21 protein-coding genes are annotated in these 21147 nt (G+C 67.5%); 5 read left to right on the top strand and 16 right to left on the bottom strand.

All coding sequences use genetic code 11. The features are described 5' to 3' along the window. Positions 1 to 43: 43 nt before the first annotated feature. A complete protein-coding gene (locus tag ACN22W_RS29890; RefSeq protein ID WP_419688208.1) occupies positions 44 to 1534 on the top strand; it encodes an aldehyde dehydrogenase family protein in 1491 nt (496 codons plus the stop codon). A gap of 85 nt (positions 1535 to 1619) precedes the next feature. Here ACN22W_RS29890 and ACN22W_RS29885 read toward each other — a convergent pair whose 3' ends face one another. The 5 genes from ACN22W_RS29885 to ACN22W_RS29865 form a co-directional block, all read right to left on the bottom strand. After that, the gene (locus ACN22W_RS29885; protein ID WP_419688207.1) at positions 1620 to 2711 is read right to left on the bottom strand and encodes a porin; all 1092 of its coding nucleotides are present in this window, start codon (positions 2709 to 2711) and stop codon (positions 1620 to 1622) included. A gap of 178 nt (positions 2712 to 2889) precedes the next feature. Then, positions 2890 to 3612: an SDR family NAD(P)-dependent oxidoreductase gene (locus tag ACN22W_RS29880; protein WP_412023452.1), complete on the bottom strand. Its 723-nt coding sequence runs from the start codon at positions 3610 to 3612 to the stop codon at positions 2890 to 2892. Continuing rightward, on the bottom strand, positions 3590 to 4711 hold the full coding sequence (locus ACN22W_RS29875) for a 2,3-butanediol dehydrogenase (protein WP_419688206.1): 1122 nt from the start codon (positions 4709 to 4711) through the stop codon (positions 3590 to 3592). The genes ACN22W_RS29880 and ACN22W_RS29875 overlap by 23 nt, the downstream gene beginning before the upstream one ends. Position 4712: 1 nt before the next feature. After that, a complete protein-coding gene (locus ACN22W_RS29870; RefSeq protein WP_419688205.1) occupies positions 4713 to 6017 on the bottom strand; it encodes an MFS transporter in 1305 nt (434 codons plus the stop codon). Positions 6018 to 6035: 18 nt separating this feature from the next. Next, positions 6036 to 6569 (bottom strand): 2,4'-dihydroxyacetophenone dioxygenase family protein, encoded by a 534-nt coding sequence (locus ACN22W_RS29865; protein WP_129516149.1) that lies wholly within the window; start codon positions 6567 to 6569, stop codon positions 6036 to 6038. Positions 6570 to 6745: 176 nt separating this feature from the next. On the opposite strand from ACN22W_RS29865, the gene ACN22W_RS29860 reads away from it, so the two are divergent. Further along, positions 6746 to 7723, top strand: coding sequence for a helix-turn-helix domain-containing protein (locus ACN22W_RS29860; protein WP_419688204.1), 978 nt, complete (start codon positions 6746 to 6748; stop codon positions 7721 to 7723). Positions 7724 to 7813: 90 nt separating this feature from the next. On the opposite strand, the gene ACN22W_RS29855 is transcribed toward ACN22W_RS29860, so the two are convergent. The 5 genes from ACN22W_RS29855 to ACN22W_RS29835 all read right to left on the bottom strand — a co-directional run bounded on the left by ACN22W_RS29855 (position 7814) and on the right by ACN22W_RS29835 (position 13631). Then, complete coding sequence (locus ACN22W_RS29855; protein ID WP_419688203.1) at positions 7814 to 9379, bottom strand: GMC family oxidoreductase; 1566 nt, start codon at positions 9377 to 9379, stop codon at positions 7814 to 7816. Between the two features lie 129 nt (positions 9380 to 9508). Beyond that, complete coding sequence (locus ACN22W_RS29850; RefSeq protein ID WP_419688202.1) at positions 9509 to 10477, bottom strand: helix-turn-helix domain-containing protein; 969 nt, start codon at positions 10475 to 10477, stop codon at positions 9509 to 9511. 234 nt (positions 10478 to 10711) lie between these two features. Then, entirely contained in the window at positions 10712 to 11491 is a 780-nt protein-coding gene (locus ACN22W_RS29845) for a hypothetical protein (protein ID WP_419688201.1), read from the bottom strand. Positions 11492 to 11709: 218 nt separating this feature from the next. Beyond that, the gene (locus tag ACN22W_RS29840) at positions 11710 to 12657 is read right to left on the bottom strand and encodes an aldo/keto reductase (RefSeq protein ID WP_193101959.1); all 948 of its coding nucleotides are present in this window, start codon (positions 12655 to 12657) and stop codon (positions 11710 to 11712) included. Positions 12658 to 13010: 353 nt separating this feature from the next. After that, positions 13011 to 13631: a LysE/ArgO family amino acid transporter gene (locus ACN22W_RS29835; protein ID WP_193101957.1), complete on the bottom strand. Its 621-nt coding sequence runs from the start codon at positions 13629 to 13631 to the stop codon at positions 13011 to 13013. 106 nt (positions 13632 to 13737) lie between these two features. On the opposite strand from ACN22W_RS29835, the gene ACN22W_RS29830 reads away from it, so the two are divergent. Further along, entirely contained in the window at positions 13738 to 14631 is an 894-nt protein-coding gene (locus tag ACN22W_RS29830; protein WP_048250607.1) for a LysR family transcriptional regulator ArgP, read from the top strand. Positions 14632 to 14691: 60 nt separating this feature from the next. Here ACN22W_RS29830 and fnr read toward each other — a convergent pair whose 3' ends face one another. The 3 genes from fnr to ACN22W_RS29815 form a co-directional block, all read right to left on the bottom strand. Then, positions 14692 to 15438 carry a fumarate/nitrate reduction transcriptional regulator Fnr gene (fnr, locus tag ACN22W_RS29825; protein ID WP_047902056.1) on the bottom strand — a complete coding sequence of 249 codons (747 nt, stop codon included), beginning with the start codon at positions 15436 to 15438 and terminating at the stop codon, positions 14692 to 14694. Between the two features lie 103 nt (positions 15439 to 15541). Further along, the gene (locus tag ACN22W_RS29820; RefSeq protein WP_412023444.1) at positions 15542 to 16009 is read right to left on the bottom strand and encodes a universal stress protein; all 468 of its coding nucleotides are present in this window, start codon (positions 16007 to 16009) and stop codon (positions 15542 to 15544) included. 585 nt (positions 16010 to 16594) lie between these two features. Next, positions 16595 to 17005: a DUF3005 domain-containing protein gene (locus ACN22W_RS29815; protein ID WP_419688200.1), complete on the bottom strand. Its 411-nt coding sequence runs from the start codon at positions 17003 to 17005 to the stop codon at positions 16595 to 16597. A 278-nt stretch (positions 17006 to 17283) separates the two neighbouring features. Between ACN22W_RS29815 and ACN22W_RS29810 the strand changes: the two genes are divergently transcribed. Further along, positions 17284 to 17517 carry a hypothetical protein gene (locus tag ACN22W_RS29810; RefSeq protein WP_048250603.1) on the top strand — a complete coding sequence of 78 codons (234 nt, stop codon included), beginning with the start codon at positions 17284 to 17286 and terminating at the stop codon, positions 17515 to 17517. A gap of 152 nt (positions 17518 to 17669) precedes the next feature. After that, positions 17670 to 18590 (top strand): serine O-acetyltransferase EpsC, encoded by a 921-nt coding sequence (gene epsC / locus ACN22W_RS29805; protein ID WP_129516158.1) that lies wholly within the window; start codon positions 17670 to 17672, stop codon positions 18588 to 18590. Positions 18591 to 18634: 44 nt separating this feature from the next. On the opposite strand, the gene ACN22W_RS29800 is transcribed toward epsC, so the two are convergent. The 3 genes from ACN22W_RS29800 to ACN22W_RS29790 form a co-directional block, all read right to left on the bottom strand. Beyond that, the gene (locus tag ACN22W_RS29800; RefSeq protein ID WP_419688199.1) at positions 18635 to 19438 is read right to left on the bottom strand and encodes an SDR family oxidoreductase; all 804 of its coding nucleotides are present in this window, start codon (positions 19436 to 19438) and stop codon (positions 18635 to 18637) included. Then, complete coding sequence (gene folE / locus ACN22W_RS29795; protein ID WP_048250599.1) at positions 19438 to 20067, bottom strand: GTP cyclohydrolase I FolE; 630 nt, start codon at positions 20065 to 20067, stop codon at positions 19438 to 19440. Before folE ends, ACN22W_RS29800 begins: the two co-directional genes overlap by 1 nt. A 103-nt stretch (positions 20068 to 20170) precedes the next feature. After that, entirely contained in the window at positions 20171 to 21097 is a 927-nt protein-coding gene (locus ACN22W_RS29790) for a LysR family transcriptional regulator (RefSeq protein WP_419688198.1), read from the bottom strand. Positions 21098 to 21147: the final 50 nt, after the last annotated feature.

Here is a 21147-nt window from a genome sequence, read left to right as displayed (position 1 = left end):
CATTTCATTCACATCGATTTCCGGAACTTCTGGAGGCAGGCAAATGGCATTGGTACAGATGCTGGACGAGGTCAAACGGTTTCTCGCGCGCGAGCACGGTCACTACATCGACGGCCGGGCAGTGGCCGGCAGCGGCGGCGAACGGATCGACGTACGCAATCCGGCCACGCGCGCGGTGATCGGTTCGGTCGCGCAGGCGACCGACGACGAGATCGAGGCTGCGATTTCGTCGTCGCATCGCGCGTTCCGCGGCGAGTGGGCGCAGGCGACGCCGGCCGATCGCGAGCGCATCCTGCTGCGGTTCGCGGATCTGATCGACGCGCACGGCGAGGAAATCGCGCAGATCGAAACCGCGCAGTCGGGCAAGCTGATCGGACTGTCGCGGGCGATCGAAGTGAGCTGGTCGGCCCGCTGGCTGCGCTATTACGCGGGCTGGGCCACCAAGATCACGGGCGAAACGCTCGCGCCGTCGTTTCCGAGCATGAATGGCGAGCGGTACACGTCGTTTACGCTGCGCGAGCCGCTGGGCGTGGTCTTCGGCATCATCCCGTGGAATTTCCCGGTGATGATTCCCGTGTGGAAATTCGGCGCGGCGCTCGCGACCGGCAATACGGTGCTGATCAAGTCGTCGGAGTTCACGCCGCTCACGATGCTGCGCATCGCCGAACTGGGCACCGAAGCCGGGTTGCCGCCGGGGACGCTGAACGTCATCAACGGCACGGGCAAGGTCGGCGCACAGGTCATCCGCGATTCGCGCGTGGCGAAGGTCTCGTTCACGGGCTCGGTGCCGACCGGCCGCATCATCGGCGAGGAAGCCGTCAACGCGAACTTCACGCGCTTCACGCTCGAACTGGGCGGCAAGAACGCCGCCGGCTTTTTGCCGGATACGCCGGTCGAGAAGATCCTGGATGGCGTGATCGAGGCCGGGTTCCTGCACAGCGGGCAGGTGTGCGCGTCGGCGGAGCGCTTCTTCGTGCACCGTTCTCAGTTCGACGAGGTGGTCGAGAAACTGAAGGCGCGGCTGGATGCCTTCCAGCCGTCCGACCCGATGGACGACGCGGGAACGATCGGCCCGGTGTGCAACGAACCGCAGTTCCGCAAGTGCATCGATGCGTTCGACCGGGCCCGGGCGGACGGCGACACCATCGTCACGGGCGGCGGTGCTTATGCGCGCGACGGTTTTTACGTGAAGCCGACGATCGTTCTGCCGAAGTCGCTGCAATCGGATTCGTACCGCAAGGAGATCTTCGGCCCGGTCGGCGCATTCGTGCCGTTCGACGATGACGAAGAGTTGATCGCGATGATGAACGACACGCCTTTCGGGCTGACCGCGAGCCTGTGGACGAACGATCTCGCGAAGGCGCTGCGCTATGTGCCGCGCATCGAGGCCGGCACTGTCTGGGTGAACATGCATACGCTGGTCGACCCGGCCGTGCCGTTCGGCGGCGCGAAGGGTTCCGGCATCGGCCGCGAATACGGCTCGTCGTTCATCGACGCTTATACGGAACCGAAATCCGTCACGATTCGCTTCTGAGTGCGTGGCAGGCGCGTTACCGCATGAAAGGCCGGTAACGCGCCGGGTCGACCGGGCCGGCGCAAACCGGCCGACCCCTTCTCCGTCAGAACCGCGTACTGAACCCGATCCGCGCGATCGACTGCAGCGCGCCGCTCGACGCGCCGTTCGCATCCATCACGCCGTTGATCTGCGCGTTGCTGCCGTGGCCGGTGCGCTGATGCGCGGCCGCCACATACACCATCGTGCGTTTCGACAGCCAGTACTGGACGGCGGCCAGGATCTGATGCGCATGCGCGTTGTCGAGCGTGTCGTTGCCCTTCATGTACGTATAGCTCGCGCCGACCACCCACGCAGGCGACGGGTGCCACGCCGCGCCGGCTTCCGCCGACCACGCGCCCGCGCCGTTCTGCGCGTTGTGCACGGTCGTGACGAGTGCCTTCCCCGTGACCGTGCCGAGCGTGTAGTGCACGCCGGCGCCCCAGTTACGCACGCTGGTCGGCGGCAGCCCCGCCGACGCGCCGTATTTCTGGTTCGTATAGGCCGCGCCCGCGCCGAACGGGCCGTTGTCGTAGCTTGCGCCGACGCTGACCGTGTTGTTCGCGCCGACCGACCCCGCGACGTTGCCGAAGCCGTACAACGCACCGAAGGTCAGGCCCGACAGCGACGGGCTGGTGTATTTGACCGAATTTGCGACGCGATTGCTGCCCGCGACGCGATCCCAGTCGAACGCACCGGTCGGGTTGTTCGGCAGCGCGAGCTTGTCGAACGGCCCGTTGCGAAAGCCGTACAGGCCGACGAGATCCTGCGCGATCTCGTTGCCGCTGGCGGCGAGCGAATCGACCATGAACTCGTACTGGTTGCCGAGCGTGAGCTTGCCGTAGCGGTCGTTCTCCAGCCCGACGTAGGCTTGCCGCGCGAACAAGCCGCCGCCGATGATCGAGCCGTTGCCGAGCGAATACTGGTTGACGAGCCGGAAGATCGCACGCGTGCCCGCGCCGAGATCCTCCTTGCCTTCGAACCCGAGCAGGTTCGGAAAGAAGATGTTGTCGTCGAATTTCGGATTGCCGTGGCCGCCTTGGTTGCTGACATAACTGATACCGGCATCCATCAGCCCGAACATCGTCACGCTGCTTTGCGCGAACGATGCAGCAGGAATCGCGCAGACGGCGAGCGCCAGAAGGGTCTTTTTCGTCATCTCCAATGTGCTCCTCACATGTTTCCGATCGGATCGGATATTTTTGATTGGACTACTGATTGATATGATTGAACCTGGCCGGGATCGATCCCGATTCAGGTGCAACCGAAAGGAACCGGATCGCGCACGCGGCACCGGCGGGCTGTCGCCTGTCCGCCGCTGCCGCGTACGCGGCGCGCTAGACCGTCGAATACCCGCCGTCCACCGGCACGACCGCACCGGTGACGAACGACGCGCCGGGCGAGCACAGGAACAGGATCACTTCCGCGACTTCATCGGCCGTGCCCCAGCGCCCGAGCGGCGTGCGCTCGAGGATGCGGCGCGACGCCTGCGTGTCGGCCATCAGCCCGCTGCTGAGCGGCGTATCGATCCAGCCGGGCGCGACCGCATTCACGCGAATCCCGCGATCGGCCCACGCTTGCGCGAGCGAGCGCGTGAGCTGTGCGATGCCGCCCTTGCTCGCGCTGTATGCGGGGCGGTCCTTGCTGCCGAAGTACGTGTACATCGACGCGATGTTGACGATGCTGCCGCCGTTCGCCGACAGCGCCGGCCGCGCGGCGTCGGATGCGCGCATCACCGACGTCAGGTTCACGTTCAGCACGAGCTCGAACTGGTCCATCCGGTATTCGTCCGCGTGCCGGCTGATGCCGACGCCGTTGACCAGCACGTCGAGCCGCGGCAGCGCGGCGATCGTGCGCGTCAGCGCATCGTTGTCGGTGACGTCGAGCTCCACGCACCGGATGCCCGCATGCACCGGCGCATGCGGGCCGCCGGCATCGAGCCCGAGCGCGACGACCGACGCGCCCGCCTGCGCGAACCTCAACGCGGTGCGTGCACCGATGCCCGACGTGCCGCCCGTCACGACGACGGACCGACCCTCAAACGCCCACTGACGACTCATGCTCGACACTCCCGATGGTGTGTGCGCGACGGGCGGGCCGTTGCGCGGGTGAAACGAGGATCTTGATCTGCGTGCGGTCGGCCAGCAGCGCGTCGAAGCCGTCGGCGACGGCATCTTCCAGCGACACGGTGCGCGTGACGATCGACGTCAGATCGAGCGCGCCCGACGCGACGATGCGCAGCAGGTCCTCGTACGCATGCCGGTAGCCGACGCTCGCGGTGAAGGTCAGCTCGTCGTTGACCGCGCGGAACGCGTCGAAGCCCGCATGCGGCATCAGGCCGACCATCACGACGCGGCCGCCCTTGCGCAGCGCCTGCATTGCCGCTTCGAACGTGGCCGGCAGCCCGGCCGCCTCGAAACTCGCGTCGACGCCGAGCCCACCCGTGGCCGTCCGGATCGCGTCCTGCAGCGCGGATGCATCGAGCGCGCGTGCATCGAACGTATGCGTCGCGCCGAAGCGCGTGGCGGCCGCGAGCCGTTCGGGCGATACGTCGACGGCCACGATCGTCGTCGCGCCCTGCAGCTTCGCGAGCAGGATCAGCAGCAGGCCGATCGGCCCGAGCCCGAACACCGCGCAGGTCTCGCCGAGCCGCAGCGCGCCGCGCCGCAGCGCATGCAGCGCGACGGCGGCCGGCTCCATCACCGCGGCCTGTTCGAGACTCACGCCGTCGGGCAGCCGATGCAGCATGTAGGCCGGCACGACCGCGAAGTCGGCCATCCCGCCGTCGCCCATCAGCCCGGCGAATCCCATCGACACGCACAGGTTGTACGACCCGGAGCGGCAGTACGCGCACTGGTGGCAGCGATACTCGGGCTCGACCGCGACGCGATCGCCCGCGCGCAGCGCCGTCACGCCTTCGCCGACCTCGACGACGGTGCCGCAGAACTCATGGCCGAGCGTCAGCGGCGCGGTGCGTTGCGATAGCGGATGCGGTGCGTCGACCGGAATCGCGTGCGGGCCGTCCGCATATTCGTGCAGGTCGCTGCCGCAGATCCCGCAATACGCGACCGCGATGCGCACGTCGCCGGGGCCGACGGGCGGCGTATCGATCTCCACCAGACGGACGTCGCGCGGGCCATGCCATTGAAGGGCTCGCATGTCATCGTCCTCCGAGGTTCTGCGCATCGAGGCGGTTCGCGGCAGCGCCGGCGAGCGCGCGCTTGCGCAGCACGGCGGGCGCGGTCTCGACGAGGCCGAACGACAGCACGCACGCGAGGATCGCGCCGGTGGCCGACGTCCACATCGCGAACTGCAGGCCGTACTTGTCGGCCGCGAAGCCGGCGACGGTCGGCGCGACGAAGCCACCGATCAGCTCGCCCGCGCCCATGATCAGCCCGAGCGCGCTGGCGATCGAGCGGGGCGGCACCGTTTCGGCCGGGATCGTCGCCATGAACAGCGTGAAGCAGCCGAGGCCCGTGTAGGTCGCGAGCACGAGCACGCAGAGCGCCCCCAGCGAATTCGCGTGAATCAACGCGACCGGGCACACGGCGGCGATCAGCGCGAACACGATCATCGTCGGCTTGCGGCCGATGCGGTCGGAGATCGCCGGCACCGCGAAGCCCCAGAACACCCACGCGGCGCCGAGGCAGGTCATCACGACGCCCATGTCGGACGGCGACAGGTGGCGACTCTCGACGAGGAAGACCGGCGCGAACGAGATGATCACGATGAACCACGTGAGGAAGAAGCAGCTGATCAGCACGCAGAGCAGGATGTTGCGTTCCTTCAGCAGCGCCCAGCGGCTGATCGCCGCGCCACCGGCCGCCGGCGTGCCGACGGTGTCGGCCTGCGCATGCCGTGCGCCGCCGGGCGGTGTTTCGCGCACCCAGCGCCAGATGCAGAACGCGATCAGGAAGCCCGGGATGCACGACACGTAGAACGCGTGGCGCCAGCCATACGCGGTCGCGATGCCGATCACGACCGGCGGGCCGATCATCGCGCCGAGCAGGCCGGCGGCCGAGCCTTGCAGCAGGCCCATGTTCAGCCCGCGGCGGCTCGGCGTCGAGCTCTCGACCATCAGCGATTGCGACAGCGGCAGCACGGGGCCTTCGGCGATGCCCATCAGCGCGCGGAACGCGATCAGGCTCGCGAAGCCGCCGACGAGCCCCGACAGCGCCGAGCACACGGAAAAGCCGAGCACGGCCGCGATCAGCAGCGGCTTGCGTGTGCCGCGCGCATCGGACCACGCGCCGGTCGCGGCGCCCGACAGCGCCCATGTGAGCGCGAGCGCGGACGACACCATGCCGAGTTGGGTGTTCGTCAGGTGCAGCTCGGCCGACATGAACGGGAACAGGAACGACAGCGCGAGGCGGTCGAAGAAGACGAAGCCGAACGTCATGAACAGGATCAGCAGCAGCCTGTTCTCGTACGTCCATGCGAGTCTGGGGGAGGGATGGGATGACATGGCGGGCCTCGTCGCGCGTCAGCGGTACAGCTTCTCGATCGCTTGCGCGCCGAGGCCGACCTTCTCGTAATGCGCCTTGCACATCGCGATGTACGAGTGCACGTCGAAATAGCCGTCGGGGTTGCCTGCTTCGTCGAGCCAGATCAGCGGGCCCTTGACGATGAAGAACGCGCGCATCGGCTCCGGATGATCGAACGCGACGAGCGTGTGGCCCTCGCCCGGCGTCTCGTACACGAAATCGCCGCGCGTCGCGGTCCATTCGTGCTCCAGGTAGCCCCATTTGCCGGACAGCGTGTACGCGAACACCTCGTGCGGGTGATAGTGCCGGTTCACGAGCCCGGCTTCCTTCGCCATCAGGATGTCGCACCATTTGTTCTGCGACGGCGAGATCCACAGCGGCCGCGACGAAACCGTTTCGGTGAACGGAACGTAATAACGCTCGTCATCGGTGGCCGCGTTCGGGATATAGGCTTCGGGCAGCGCATCGGGCTTGAACGGATTGGCAATCGGCGGGATGTTTTGCCAGAATTCGGATACGGCTTGGTCGACCACGGTCTGTCTCCTTGTATGTCGGTGTCGTGGGCTCGACTTTAGCCAGCCGGTGCGCGCCGCTCTTGACTGGGCTGGACGAATTGCTTGACCGCGCCGGACATTGCACTGCACCAGAATCCAGACGAACCATCCCCCAATCCGTGCCGCTCGCACGACAGGCGCCCGCAGGAGGCGACGTGACGAATTCGACCGTTTTTTCACGCACGCGAGGCTCGACGGCCGACGTGCCGGCGCGCGACAGGATGGCGTACTGGGATGCGTTCAATGCGGCGACGCTGGTCGGCCTGCGCTGCTCGTCGCTGTCGCCGGCCGGGCTCGAAGTCGAGAAGACCGACATCGCGCTGCCGGGCCTCGGCATCGCCGACATCAGCGGCCGGGATCACGTGATCGAGCGCAGCCCCGCGCTGGTGCGCCAGTTGCCGAAGGAGTCGCTGTTCGCGTGCCAGATCCTGAGCGGGCGGGCGTATTTCATCCAGCGCGACCGCTGCCTGCTCGCGGAAGCCGGCGACGTCGTCGTGTACGACACGCGCGTGCCTTATCTGTTCGGATTCCTGACGCCGATGCGGCAGTTGCTGATCGATATCCCGATCACGACGTTCGACGACCGGCTCGATGCCGAGCTGGCGGCGCTGCCGCTGCGGATCGCACCGAAACCGGGCGCGGGCGCGATGCTCGGCACGACGTTGCGCGCGAGCGTCGAGCGTTTCATGAAGGAGCCGGTCGAGCAGGACGCCGCACGTTTCGCCGAGTACACGCGCACGCTGATCGCGGAACTCATCGACGCGGAAGTGAACGGCGCGGGCGCATCGCGCGCGTCGCTGTCGTACCTGCTGACCGCGAAGCAGTACATCGCGACGCATCTCGGCGATCCGGAGCTCGGGCCGCAGGCCGTCGCCGATGCGGTCGGGTTGTCGCTGCGGCACCTGGGCCGGCTGTTTGCGGCGGAAGGCGAATCGATCACGCAGCACATCTGGTCGGAACGGCTGTCGCACGCGCATCGCGAACTGACGGATGCGCGGCTGCGCAAGACCAGCGTCGGCGAGATCGCGTTTCGCTGGGGATTCTCGAGCCAGGCGCACTTCAGCCGCGCGATTCGCGAGCGCTACGGCGCGTCGCCGATGGCGCTGCGCGATGCGGCGCGCGCGGCCGAGTGATGATCCCGGCAGGTTGAGGTGGCGGCGGCGCGTGTGTCACGCGCCGTTTTCATTTTCGTTCCCGCTTTCGCCGTGACGCCGCGCGTGGCGTCAATCCGCCAGCATGAACTCGGCACAGCGCTCCGCGATCATGATCGTCGGCGCATTCGTGTTGCCCGACACGATGCGCGGCATCACCGACGCATCGCAGATCCGCAATCCGTCGATGCCTTGCACCGCGAGGCGCGGCGTGACGACCGCGTTCCCGTCGTTGCCCATGCGGCAGGTGCCGGCCGGGTGGTAGACGGTTTTCGCGCGGCGTCGCACGTAGTCGGCGAGTGCCGCGTCGGTCAGCGTCTCGGCTTCGCGCACGATGCGCGCGAGCGACGGCGCGCGGATGATCCGCCGGGCGAGCGCGACGCCGCGCACGAGACCGTCGACGTCGGCCGGGTCGGACAGCGCGCCGCTGTCGAACCGGATCGGCGCGGCCGGATCGCTGGAGCGCAGCTGCACGGAGCCGCGCGAACGCGGCCTGAGCAGGCACGGGTTGATCGACAGGCCGTGGCCGGGCAGCGGTTCGCGATCGACGTCGCCGACGAGCGTCGGCAGCACGTGGAACTGGATGTCCGGCCGGCCGCTGCCGGTCGTATCGACGAACGCGCCGGATTCGACGACGTTCGACGTCAGCAGGCCCGTGCGGCACAGCATCCATTGCAGCCCGTGCCGCAGCGCGTTCAGCCCGCGATCCTCGCCCAGCAGGCTGACCGGCGCGTGGCTGCGGCCGTAGATCGACACTTCGAGGTGATCCTGGTAGTTCGTGCCGACGTCGCGGCTGTCGTGCAGCACGTCGATGCCGTGCGCGCGCAGGTGGGCACCGGGGCCGATGCCCGACAGCATTAGCAGTTTCGGCGTGCTCAGCGCGCCGGCCGCGAGCACGACGTCGGCGCGCGCGGCGGCCGAACCCGTCGCGCCGTTCTCCGTGCGCCATTCGACGCCGGTCGCGCGCCGGCCGTCGAACAGGAGGCGCGTCACGCGGCAGCCGGTCAGCACGCGCAGGTTCGGGTGGCCGATCGCTTCGGCGAGATAGGTGGCCGCGGTGCTGCCGCGCTGCCCGTCGAAGATCGTCGTGTGATAGAAGCCGGCGCCTTGCTGCGCGGCGCCGTTGAAGTCGTCGTTGTACGCGATGCCGGTTTCCTGCGCGGCCTTCACGAACGCGAGGCTCAGCGGATGCCGGAAACGCGTGTCGCCCACCTTCAACGGCCCGTCGGTGCCGTGGAACGGCTCGGCGAGCCGCAGGTGCGATTCGGCGCGCTTGAACACCGGCAGCACGTCGTCCCAGCCCCAGCCCGTGCAGCCGAGCGCGGCCCAGTCGTCATAGTCGTCGCGCGTGCCGCGCACGTACAGCATCGCGTTGACCGAACTGCCGCCACCGAGCGTGCGGCCCTGCGGCACGTAGGTCTTGCGCCCCGCCGCGCCGGGCTGCGGTTCGCTCTCGAACGTGACTGTGCGCCGCGTGCCGAGCACCCGGATGAAGGTCGCCGGAATCCGGATGAATAGGCTGTCGTCCTTCGGGCCGTCCTCGAGCAGCAGCACGCGCCTGCCGGCCTTCACCAGCCGATGCGCGACCGTACAGCCGGCCGAACCGCCGCCGACGACGATATGGTCGTACGTCTCCATCCCGCTTCTTCTCCTTGCTGTCGGGCGGCGGAACGAATGCCGCCGCGCAAGAAGCCAGCTTAGCGACCGGTATGCGGCCCCATTTGACCGGGACGGACACCGTGCTTGCCTTGCAGGGACACGGCGGCGCTAACGCGCTTCGGCGGGCGCGCGCGTGTCGCTCGGCGTCTCGCCGAAGCGCGCGCGATAGCTGCGGCTGAAATGCGCGCTGTTGTTGAAGCCCCAGCGGAAGGCGATTTCGCTGACCGTCAGGTGCTTCAGCGACCGGTCGCGCAGGTCGGCGCGGCAGCGTTCGAGCCGCCGCGCGAGGATGTAGCGCGTGAGCGGCATCCCTTCGATCTCGAACACGCGCGCGAGCTGGCGCGGCGACAGGTTGATCGCGTGGCTCACCGATTGGCTGTCGAGGTCGTCGTCGGCGAGATGGCTGTCGATGAAGGCTTTCGCGCGCGACAGCGTGTGGACGGTCGATTTCGTTGGCGACGCGTCGCCGTCGCGCAGCCGCAGCGTCGACTGCACGAGCTCGAGGATCGCGGCGGCGCGCCGCTCGCGCGCGTCGGGTGTCGGCTCCTGCGGCGCGGCGAGCAGCGCATACACCTGCCGCACCGCCCATGACGCGACGCCGTCGCCGCGGTCGATCTTGACGAGGCTGCGGTAGCGCCACGGGCCGACGCGCGCCTCGAACACGTCGCGCGGCACGTCGAGCACGGTCATCGCCATGTCGGCGGGAAAGCCGTGGCCGTACGGCATCGACGTGTCGTACAGGACGAGATCGCCGGGCCCGTGCTGCATGCAGTCGACGTCCTGGAACGTATAGCCTTGTCCCTCGTGCATCAGGCAGATGAACACCGCGTCGCGCTGGTCCGCATGGATGTTGTGCGACGTGCGCACGACCGCGTGCCGGTTCGCGACGATGTCGCATGCGCTGAACAGCCCGAGATCGCGCTTGCGCAGCGTTGCGTCGATGCCTTCCGACGATTTCCCGCTGCATTCGATCCGTACGAGCGTGCGGGCGACATGGTCGACCCAGAAGTCGACGCGCTCGGCGCCGCGTACGGCGCGCGTCGAGACCGTGACGATCCCCGTGCTGGTGTCCGGCATGACGTTCTCCCAATGACCGTCCGAGCCGCGCAGTCTCGGGCACGTCGAATGCCGCGGTCAATCCGTGAAAGACCGGGGCGGGCGTGCAACGCCCTTGCAGCGGGGCGTTGCGGCTGTTCGCGCAATCGATGTCCGTCTCAGTCAACGGAAGCGGCCGTGCGAGTCAAAACACGGAGGTGATTTTCGATTAGATGGCGCGCGTATCGCTACGCGCTGCCGACCGGTGCCGCCGGCCTACTTCGATGAAGACGACGGCAGCCCGAGCGAAACGTCCTGCTCGTAGCCCATCTTGCTGTCGCGGAATTCGACGCTCACGTAGCCGGCGCGCCGCGCGTCGGTGACGTTCGCGTAGATCGACGTCATCACCATGCCCGCATCGCAGTCGAGCGGGATCGTGCGGTCGATGCGGCCCGTCGCGATGTTGACGGCCCGCAGCGATCGCATCGCGATGCCGCACGAGTCGGACAACGTGTAGACGCCGACCAGCATGTGCGCCTTCGTGCGGTACCACATCGGGATATCGACGGCGCCGTCGAGCTGGAGGTGATCGCGATCGTTGTCGTTCATGCGCCCGACTTCATCCAGCGTGATCGGGAGCGTCTTGTGGCCGTCGTCCCAGGTGCCGGTCGCCGTCTTGCCGGCGACGTTCAGCGCGATCGGGCAGGGTTTCGGGTGCGACGGCGACGCAGCCGGTACCACCGGCGCTTCGGCATTCGATGCGGCCGGCGACGCCTCGCACAACGTCATGCGGCCGTCCGGCTCGCGGTGCCCCTGCAGCGGGATCGGCTTGCGATGCGCGTCGTAGTAGTAGCTGCCGTCGATACGCCAGCGGCCCGCGTCGTTGCGGTCGAGTGCGTCGTAGGTCTGCAGCGACACATGGACCGGCGCATTGCCGATCGTGCCGGTGTAGTTCGCGACTTCGTACCAGCCTGCGTACGATGCGGCCGGCACGCACGCGAACAGCGCGGCGAGCGTTGCGGCGAACGGGCGGGCGTAGCGGGGGAGGCGGGTCATCGGCGGTCTTTGTGCGTGGTGTGGGTTCGAGCGCGAAGGAGGCCGGCTCGGCCGTGTCGAGCCGCGCGGCCGCCGGATGCACGCCATTGTAGCCATCCGCCATTGCCGGATTTCCCGCATCCGCGCATGCGGTGACACCGGAACGCACATGACCCAGGCCGATCTCGGCGCCGCCGCATTGCGCGACGCCACGGGCCGGCCTGTCGCCGCCGGGGACTTCAGGTTGCGCTGGCCGCGTCGATCTGGCGGATGTCGTCCTGATCGAGCTGCAAGCGGATCGCTTCGCCGAGCAGGCCGAGCTGCGCGAGCGATGTCGCGCTCGCGATCGGCGCGGTGATCGTCGGCCGCGCGATCTGCCACGCGAGGGCGACCGCGGCCGGCTGCGTGTCGTGCTTCGCCGACACGGCGTCGAGCGCCGCGAGAATGCGCAGGCCGCGTTCGTCGAGATAACCGGCGACGCGATCGCCGCGCACGCTCTTCTTCAGGTCGGCCTCGCTGCGGTATTTGCCCGACAGGAAGCCGCTCGCGAGCGCGTAGTAGTTGACGACGCCGAGCTTCAGGTCGCGCACGACCGGTTCGAGATCGCGTTCGTAGTCGGTGCGGTCGATCAGGTTGTACTCGGGCTGGATGACCTGGTACGCGGGCAGGCCGTCGCGCTGGCTGATGTCGGCGGCTTCGCGCAGGCGTGCGCCGCTGTAGTTCGATGCGCCGATGATGCGTACCTTGCCCGCGTCGATCAGTGCCTGGTACGCGCCGAGCGTTTCTTCGAGCGGGGCCGTGTCGGCGAGATCGCGATGCGAGAAATACAGGTCGATGTAGTCGGTCTGCAGGCGGCGCAGCGAATCGTCGGCGGCCTTCAGGATGTTGTCCTTGGTCAGCCCCGCGCGCGCGGCCAGCAGGCCGACCTTGGTCGCGATCACGACCTGTTCGCGCTTGCCGGAACGCTTGAGCCACTTGCCGATGATCGTTTCCGATTCGCCGCCGCTGTTGCCGGGCGCCCAGGCCGAATAGACGTCGGCCGTGTCGATGAAGTTGATGCCGGTCTCCGCGAGCGCGTCGAGCAGCGAAAACGATGCGTTCTCGTCGACGGTCCAGCCGAAGACGTTGCCGCCGAAGGCGAGCGGCGACACCTGGATGTTCGACGTGCCGAGGGTGCGTAGTGCCATGTTCTGCTCCGATATCGATGAGTGATGGGATCGAACTGCGGGATGGGCCAAAACGATCGCGGCGAGACGGGGGCGCGGTGCGGTTCCGCCGTGGTCGCGGGACACCGGACATTCTCGCCGATCGATCGGATTCGTGCAGGCGGCGCGGCGCCGCGATGGTGGGCGATTTGCGGCGAGTAACGGACGGTTCGTCCGTTACGCGAGCGCGTCGTACGGCCGCGTTGGATCGGGAGCGAATTTTTGTCGGCGGCTTGCGCGACGGGTGGCGAGCGGGAGGGCGGGCTGCCCCGGCGTTGCGCCGGAGCGGACGGGAAGACGGGCGGCAAGCAGCCGCCCGTGCGACGGCGAGCCGGTCAGCGCAACTGCACCGCCGCGAGGAACAGCACCATGCTGCCGATCGCGCCGTCCAGCACGCGCCACGCTACGGCCTTGCGGAACCACGGCGCCAGCAGTCGTGCGCCATAACCCAGCGCAAGGAACCACACGACGCTGACCGTCATCGCGCCGATCGCGAACGCGGACCGCGCGCCTTCCGGCTCGCGTGCGCCGGCCGTGCCGATCAGCAGGAACGTGTCGAGATACACGTGCGGGTTGAGCCACGTGAATGCGAGCGTCATCAGCACGACCGCCATGCCGCGCTGCGGCGGCGGTGCGACCGCGTCGCCGCGCACGTCGAGCGTTTCGTGGCCCGGCTTGAGCGCACGGCGCAGCGCGTTGATGCCGAACCACGCGAGATACGCGAGGCCGACATACAGCACCGCATGAACGAAGGTCGGATAGCGTTCGACGAGCGCGGACGCACCGCCGACGCCCGCGCCGATCAGGAGCATGTCCGACAGCGCGCACAGCAGCACGATCTTGCCGACGTGCGAACGCATGATGCCCTGCCGGAGCACGAACGCGTTCTGCGCGCCGATGGTGACGATGAGCGACGCGCACAGGGCGGCGCCGTGAGAGAAAGCAAGCCAGTTCATGATGACAGCGATAGCAGCAGTAGACGGAATAATCGGGTAGCGCTAGTCTGCGGTCAGCATGAAAATAAGAGAAGCTAAATCACCTAATGCAGATTAAGGAAATCTAATGCTCGACTACGCCCTGCTCGATGCGCTCTCGGCGGTGATCCGGTACGGCTCGTTCGAGCGCGCGGCCAAGGAGCTGAACGTCACGCCGTCGGCCGTGTCGCAGCGCGTGAAACTGCTGGAGGAGCGCGTCGGCAGCGTGCTCGTCAAGCGCGGGCAGCCGTGCGTCGCGACGACGTCCGGTGCGCTGCTGTGCCGGCATACCGAACGCGTGCAATTGCTCGAGGCCGAACTGGGCGGCCGGATGCCGGCGCTGCCGGGCTCGATCACGAGCGCATGGCCGATGTTGCGCGTGGCCGTCAACGACGACAGCGTCGCGACGTGGTTTATCGATGCGGTGGGGCCGTTCTGCACGGAGCGCGAGATGCTGCTCGACCTCGTGATCGACGACCAGGACTACACGGCGGCGCGCATTCGCGACGGCAGCGTACAGGGCGCGGTGACCGCGCAGGCCGAGCCGATTCAGGGCTGCCGCTCGACGCGGCTCGGGCGCATTCGATATCGCGCGGTGTGCTCGCCGGCATTTCACGAGCGCTATTTCGGCAAGGGCGTCACGCGCGACGCGCTGCGCCGCGCGCCGTGCGTGATGTTCAATCCGAAGGACGGCCTGCAGGCGCGCTTCATCCGGCGCGTGACGCGTGCGGACCTCGATCCGCCGCAGCACTGGATACCGCACGTCGCGGGCTACCTGCGCGCATGCGAAACGGGGCTGGGATGGGGAATGTGCCCGGACCGGATGGTCGATCGCCAACTGGCGGCGGGCGAACTGGTCGACATGTCGCCGGGACGAACCACCGACATCGATCTTTACTGGCAGAGCTGGCGCCTGTCGATCGGCTGGCTCGACGATTTCAGCGCGGCGCTCAAGACGCGTGCCGCGCTGTTTCTCGATTGATCGACGGCGCGATACGGGGGACGCGCGCGGCGCGCGGCAAGCGCGCGCCGGGCGACATCATCAGACTTGATGCAGGCCGTCGAAGTCGACGATCTGGACGTGGCGGCCCTGCATTTCGATCAGGCCGCGCTTCTGGAATTTCGACAGCGTGCGGCTGACCGTTTCGAGCGTCATGCCGAGATAGCTGCCGATGTCTTCGCGCGTCATCCGCAGGTTGAATTCCGACGGCGAGTAACCGCGCTTCAGGTAGCGCGACGACACGTCGAGCAGGAAAGCGGCGACACGTTCTTCGGCATTCAGTGAACCGAGCAGCATCGTTTGCGACGTTTCGCGCACGATCTGTTCGCTCATCAGCTTGTGCATGCGCAACTGCATCGAGCCGGCTTCCGAGCACAGCGTCTTGAGCGCGCTGTACGGAATCACGCAGACGGAGCTGTCTTCCAGCGCGACCGCGGTGCGCGGATGCGTGTCGTCGCAGATGCCGTCGAGGCCGAGCGCTTCGCCCGCGAGATGCAGGCCCGTGACCTGTTCGCGGCCGTCATGGCGTGTCGCGACGGTTTTCAGCGAACCCGAGCGCACCGCATACAGATTGTCGAATGCGTCGCCTTCGCGGAACAGCGCTTCGCCGCGCTTGACGGGGCGAGCCGCGCAGATGACCGACTCGAGGCGACTGAGTGCTTCGGGCGCCAGGCCCTGCGGCATGCACAGGTGCCGCATTGCGCACGACGAGCAGTGCGCGGCCTGGCGAGGAGCCCAGCTGCCGGCATGAGGCGTGGCGGCGGGACGTGTAGCGACGGGCGTCAGCATGATCGTTTACTCCGGCGTTGAATCGACGGAATCATTGTCCCACCGCAAATTGCCGCTGTCGGGTGACAAAACGTCGCGACCGCGCGCGCATGCCGAACGCCGTTCAGGCAGGTTGCTCGTCGACGTTGGCGGCCGCCGGAATCAGCAGCACGGGCAGCGTCGCGTGGCGCACGCATTGTTCGGCGATGCTGCCGAGCACGAGACGGCGGAACCCGCGGCGGCCGTGCGTGCCGAGCACCAGCAGATCGGCACCGAATGCCTTCGTGCCTTCGAGGATCAGCGACGACACGTCGTTGAGCGACGTTGCTTCGTTCAGCCGCGTCTCGCCCTTCACGCCCGCTGCCTGCATCAGCTTCGTGAAATCCTTCGCGAGCGCGTCGCCCTGCGCGACGAGCTGATCGCGCAGGATGGACGGATCGTAGCCGGGCACGTTGTAGTAGATCGCGGCGTTTTCGACGACGTAGAACGGTTGCAGCTCGGCGCCGTGTGCTTTCGCGAGCGCCAGCGCGGCATCGAATGCATGGCGGGACGTGTCGCTGCCGTCGACGGCAACCAGAATACGCTTGTACATAGTGTCTCCGAGTGGCGGGTTGAAACGAAGTCGGCCGGATGGCCGATCAGGCTCAGCATTGCTGCGAGGCAGAGTAAACCAATGGCGGGGACTTTGCAGTGCGGTGCCGGTCCTGCCGCGCGGCCGCGATGTTTCCGGTGCTGCGGAAGAGCAGCCATGCACGTGATGCAACCTGCGCTGCGCGACGCGTGTCGCATGGTCGGGTCGCATCCGTGGTCGGTGCAGTCTCCGCGAGGCGCTCGACAATCGAACGCATGACGAACACGGATGAAGACGGCATCGTCGCGTGGAACGAATGCGCGGGCATCGAAATCGCGCATCGCGCGACGCACGCATGCCGGTTCGACACGGCACAACAGCCAGTCTGACGAACCGCACGCATCGTTATTCAACCGCAACCGCGCCGTTTCGACATGACTTCGATCAACGGAGGTGCGTGATCGCGATGCGCGGCATGCATCGATCCGCCGGTGCCGATGCGCGGAATCGTTCGTTCGAGCACCCGTCGCGTGCGCCGATCCTCAACCATCGGCCGTCGACCGACGCCAGTTTGCAAACGAACGATCGATTCAAACGCCGCGCCGGCTACTTCGGCAAGGCCGTCAGCTCGATCACGCGCTCCGGCTTCCGCCCGTGGCCGGGCCAGTACGCGCTGCCGTACATCCGGTGGACGGGACCGAACTGCTGGTCGTCCGCGGGCGACGGCGCGGCGAAGCCTTTCTCGATCACCACGTAGCCCGCGCGCAGCGCGAATGCCGGATGGTTGCCGCCGGGGCGGCTGTCGAAACCGGCGAATCCGTCGCCGGCTTCGGGCACCGCATTGACGAGCGACGCGTTGCTGCCCGTGATCTGGTCGGGCGGGATCGGCCCGCCGCCGGCGAGCAGCCATGCTTCGCGGTTCTTGCCGTCGGTGTCGACCGTGCTGTCGTGGGTGTCGTCGTTGTCGAGCTCGACGCTGTGCGGATGCGCAAGACCTGTTTGACCGGATGGTTCCATCACGGCTCTCCTGGCGGCGAAGCGGTCCGGATCGAAGCAAATCCCGTTCCGGGCATGACGGGAAAAGGCGCGCGGGCGATCGCCGCGGTCGCGCGACGCGCACTGATTTGTCATGATTTATTTCAGCTAGAAGACGCGTTTTCTACAGAGTATGATTCTTTTCCTGCGAAGCGGCGACAGGGGATGCGATCTCGCCGCCTCTGCCCGCGCCGGGGCGCCGCAGCACCCTTAAAGACGGGTAGTGAACAACAAAGCAAGGGACTAGAGGTGGCGGACTCATGCAAGCGACTACTGCCTTCACGCACCGCGGTTATCTGTTGAACTGCGCGCCCGCGCGCGCCAGCGACGGTTCGTTCAAGCCCTACGTCGTGATCTCCCGATCGAGCGACGGCGAGCTGGTTGCGAACCGTTTTTTCCCGATCGAGCTCCAGTTCAACGACGAAGACGCCGCGATCGCGCACGCGCGCGACTGGGCCGTGCGCTGGATCGACGCGAGCAGCATCACGATCTGATGCGGCCAATCGCCCGCGGCGTCGGCCGCCCACGGCACCGGCCGCCGGTCGAGTTCCGGCGTGCCGCTCCCCGACACAAAACGCGGTAATCTTGCGGAACCCGTCACTTTATTAGCGGCCGTGCGATCGAGCGCGGTTGCATGCATTGGCCTATGTCGACATCACCCGCCCGTCAGTGGGGCCTCGAAGAAATCGTCACCGGATTGCGCGAGTCGCGCGAGGAACTCCATCGCACGCGCCATCCGCGCGGTATTCGCGAACTGCCGTCGCGCGACGCGATCTGCAAGATTGTGACCGGCCTGCGCGCGTCGATGTTTCCGACGCATTACGGCGCGCCGGATCTGACCGACGAAAGCGTCGACTATTACGTTGGCCATACGCTCGAAAGCACGCTGCGCGTGCTGTCCGAGCAGATCCGCCGCGCGTTGCCGTTCCTGCCCGAGCATGCGGACACGCCGTTCGCCGAGCTCGACGAACGCGCGTTCGAGATCGCGCGCGAATTCGGCCGCCAGTTGCCGGCCGTTCGCGCGCTGCTCGTCAGCGACATCCAGGCCGCGTACGCGGGCGATCCGGCCGCGCAGCACATCACCGAGATCCTGCTGTGCTACCCCGGCGTGCTGGCGATGATGCACCACCGGCTCGCGCACGCGCTGCACCAGCTTGGTGTGCCGCTGCTCGCACGATTCATCAATGAAATCGCCCACTCGGCCACCGGCATCGACATCCACCCCGGCGCGCAGATCGGCCCGAGCTTCTTCATCGACCACGGCACCGGCGTCGTGATTGGCGAGACGGCAATCATCGGCGAGCGCGTGCGCCTGTACCAGGCCGTCACGCTCGGCGCGAAGAGTTTCCCGGCCGATGGCGAAGGCACGCTGGTCAAGGGCAACGCACGGCACCCGATCGTCGAGGACGACGTGGTGATCTACGCGGGCGCGACGATTCTCGGCCGCGTGACGATCGGGCGCGGCTCGGTGATCGGCGGCAACGTGTGGCTTACGCACAGTGTGCCGGCCGGCACGAGTGTCGCGCAGGGCAAGGTCCGCGAAGGCGGGAGCGCCGAGAAGCCGTAAAGCCGTGGCGTGGTGCACGGCGCACGGCCGCCACGGCGCGTGCGTCAGTGCTTGCCGGCGGGCGAGCGGTGCTTGTACAGCACGTCCTGGTCGACGCGGATCAGGTTCTGCCCCGCATCGACGACGAAATCCACGCCGTTGTACGCGTTGCCCGTCAGCAGCAGGATCGCGCTCGCGACGTCGTCGGGGCCCGCGATGCGCGCGAGCGGCGTCGACGCGCGGCTCGCGTGTTCGAAATCGGCCGGTGTCTGGTCGTCGCTCGGCAGCATCAGCCCCGGGAATACCGCGTTCACGCGCAGCACGGGCGCGGACGACAGCGCGAGCATCTGCGTGAGGTTGCCGAGCGCGGCCTTCGCGACCGTGTAGCTGAAATGGTCGCGGTGGAAGTTTTCCTTGATCTTCTGGTCGACCACATTCACGACGACGCCCTGCGTGCCGGCCGCGCGGGCCCGTTCGTAGAACGCGCGCGTGAGCAGGATCGGCGCGCGGCAGTTGACCGCCCACGCCTGGTCGAACGCCGCGAGGTCGAAGCTCGGGAAGTGATCCTGCCAGAACACCGACGCGTTGTTGACGAGCACGTCGAGGCGCCCGAAGCGCGCATAGACCTGGTCGATCAGCGCGGTGATCTGCACGGCATCCGACAGGTCGGCCTGCAGCGCGATCGACTCGTGCCCGCGTTCGGCGATCGCGCGGGCCGCCGCCTGCGCGGCCTCGGCCGAACGGTCGTAGTGCACCGCGGTGCGATAACCGTGCGCGGCGAAATACTCGGCGAACGCGCGCCCGGCCCGGCGTGCAGCGCCGGTCACGAGCACGACGGGCGCGTGCGCCGTTTGCTTCGTCGACTCCATTACGTATTCGTCAGGTTGACTGAAGAAGGATTGGCGACGATCGACAGGAATTCGCGCCGCGTCGACGGATCGGTGCGGAACGTGCCGAGCATGCGCGACGTGACCATCTCGACGCCCGGCTTGTGTACGCCGCGCGTGGAGATGCATTGGTGCGCGGCTTCGAGGATCACGCCGACGCCCTTCGGTTGCAGCACGTCGAACAGCGTGTCGGCGATCTGCACGGTCATCTTTTCCTGGATCTGCAGGCGCTTCGCGAACGCGTCGACGAGGCGCGCGAGCTTCGAGATGCCGACCACGCGATGGTTCGGCAGATACGCGACGTGCGCGCGGCCGATGATCGGCACCATGTGGTGCTCGCAGTAGCTCTCGAAGCGGATGTCCTTCAGCACGATCATCTCGTCGTAGCCGTCGACTTCGCTGAACGTGCGCGCGAGGATGTCGCGCGGCTCCAGCGCATAACCGGCGAAGAACTGCTCGTACGCGCGAACGACGCGCGCGGGCGTGTCGAGCAGGCCTTCGCGTGCGGGGTCGTCGCCGGCCCAGCGCAACAGCACGCGCACGGCGTCTTCCGCTTCTTCACGGCTCGGTCGGGACGCGGCCGGCTCGGGCCGCGCGGATTTTTTACCCATGTAGTGGCTCCATCGAAGGCCGCCCGGGGCGGCCGATATCCGGCAATTGTTTCATGCTTTCGCGGGTCGTGCGTGCCAGCGCGAACAGGCCAGGCCCTGGCGCTCACTTCGGCCATTCGTCCTGTTCGTCGTTGAACAGCGACGCGACGACGCCGCGCAGCCACGCGGTGCGCGGATCGTTGTGGTACTTGCGATGCCAGTGCTGCTTCAGGTCGAAGCGCGGCAGCGCGAGCGGCGGTTCGACGGGCACGATGAACGCGTGTTCGGCCGCATACGCATAGCCGATCGCATGCGGCACCGTCGCGATCAGGTCGGTGCGGCTCAGGATGAACGGCAGGCTCATGAAGTGCGGCGTCTCGAGCACCGCGCGGCGCTGCATGCGCTGCTTCGCCAGATATTTCTCGAGCACCTCCTGGCTGCGGCCTTCGGCGCGTACCACCGCGTGCCCGCAGGTGAGGAACTGCTCGACCGTAAACGGCGGCGTCTGTTCGAACGGATGGCCGCGCCGCATCAGGCAGACGAACCGGTGCGTGAACAACCGTTGCTGGAAGAAGTTGTTGCCGTCGAGGTCGGGGAAGTAGCCGACCGCGAGATCGATCGAGCCGGCTTCGAGGCCGCGCCCGACTTCGTCGTGCGCGAGCGAGACCGAGCGCAGGTTCGCGTGCGGCGCGCGCGTCGCGAACGCCTGCAGCAGCTTCGGCAGGAACACGATCTCGCCGACGTCCGACAGCGCGATCGAGAACGTATGCGTGCTCGCGGCCGGATCGAAGTCGTGCGGCGCGACGAGGCCGCGCTCGATCTGTGCGAGCGCGTCGCGTGCGGCCGGCAGCAGCGCGAGCGCACGCGGCGTCGGCTCCATCCCGCGCGACGTGCGCACGAACAGTGGGTCGCCGAAATACTCGCGCAGGCGGCCGAGCGCCGTGCTCACGCGCGGCTGGCTCACGCCGAGCAGGTCGCCGGCGCGGCTCACGTTGCGCGTGTCGTCGAGCGCGACGAGGTACGGAATGAGGTTCAGATCGAGCGTGTCCATCACCGGGCCAATATCTCCAAAACGTATACAACATATCTCCTGAATCGCGT

This window comes from Burkholderia theae (assembly GCF_048565265.1).
Classification (GTDB): domain Bacteria; phylum Pseudomonadota; class Gammaproteobacteria; order Burkholderiales; family Burkholderiaceae; genus Burkholderia; species Burkholderia theae.
This window is presented reverse-complemented; position numbering and strand designations above follow the sequence as displayed.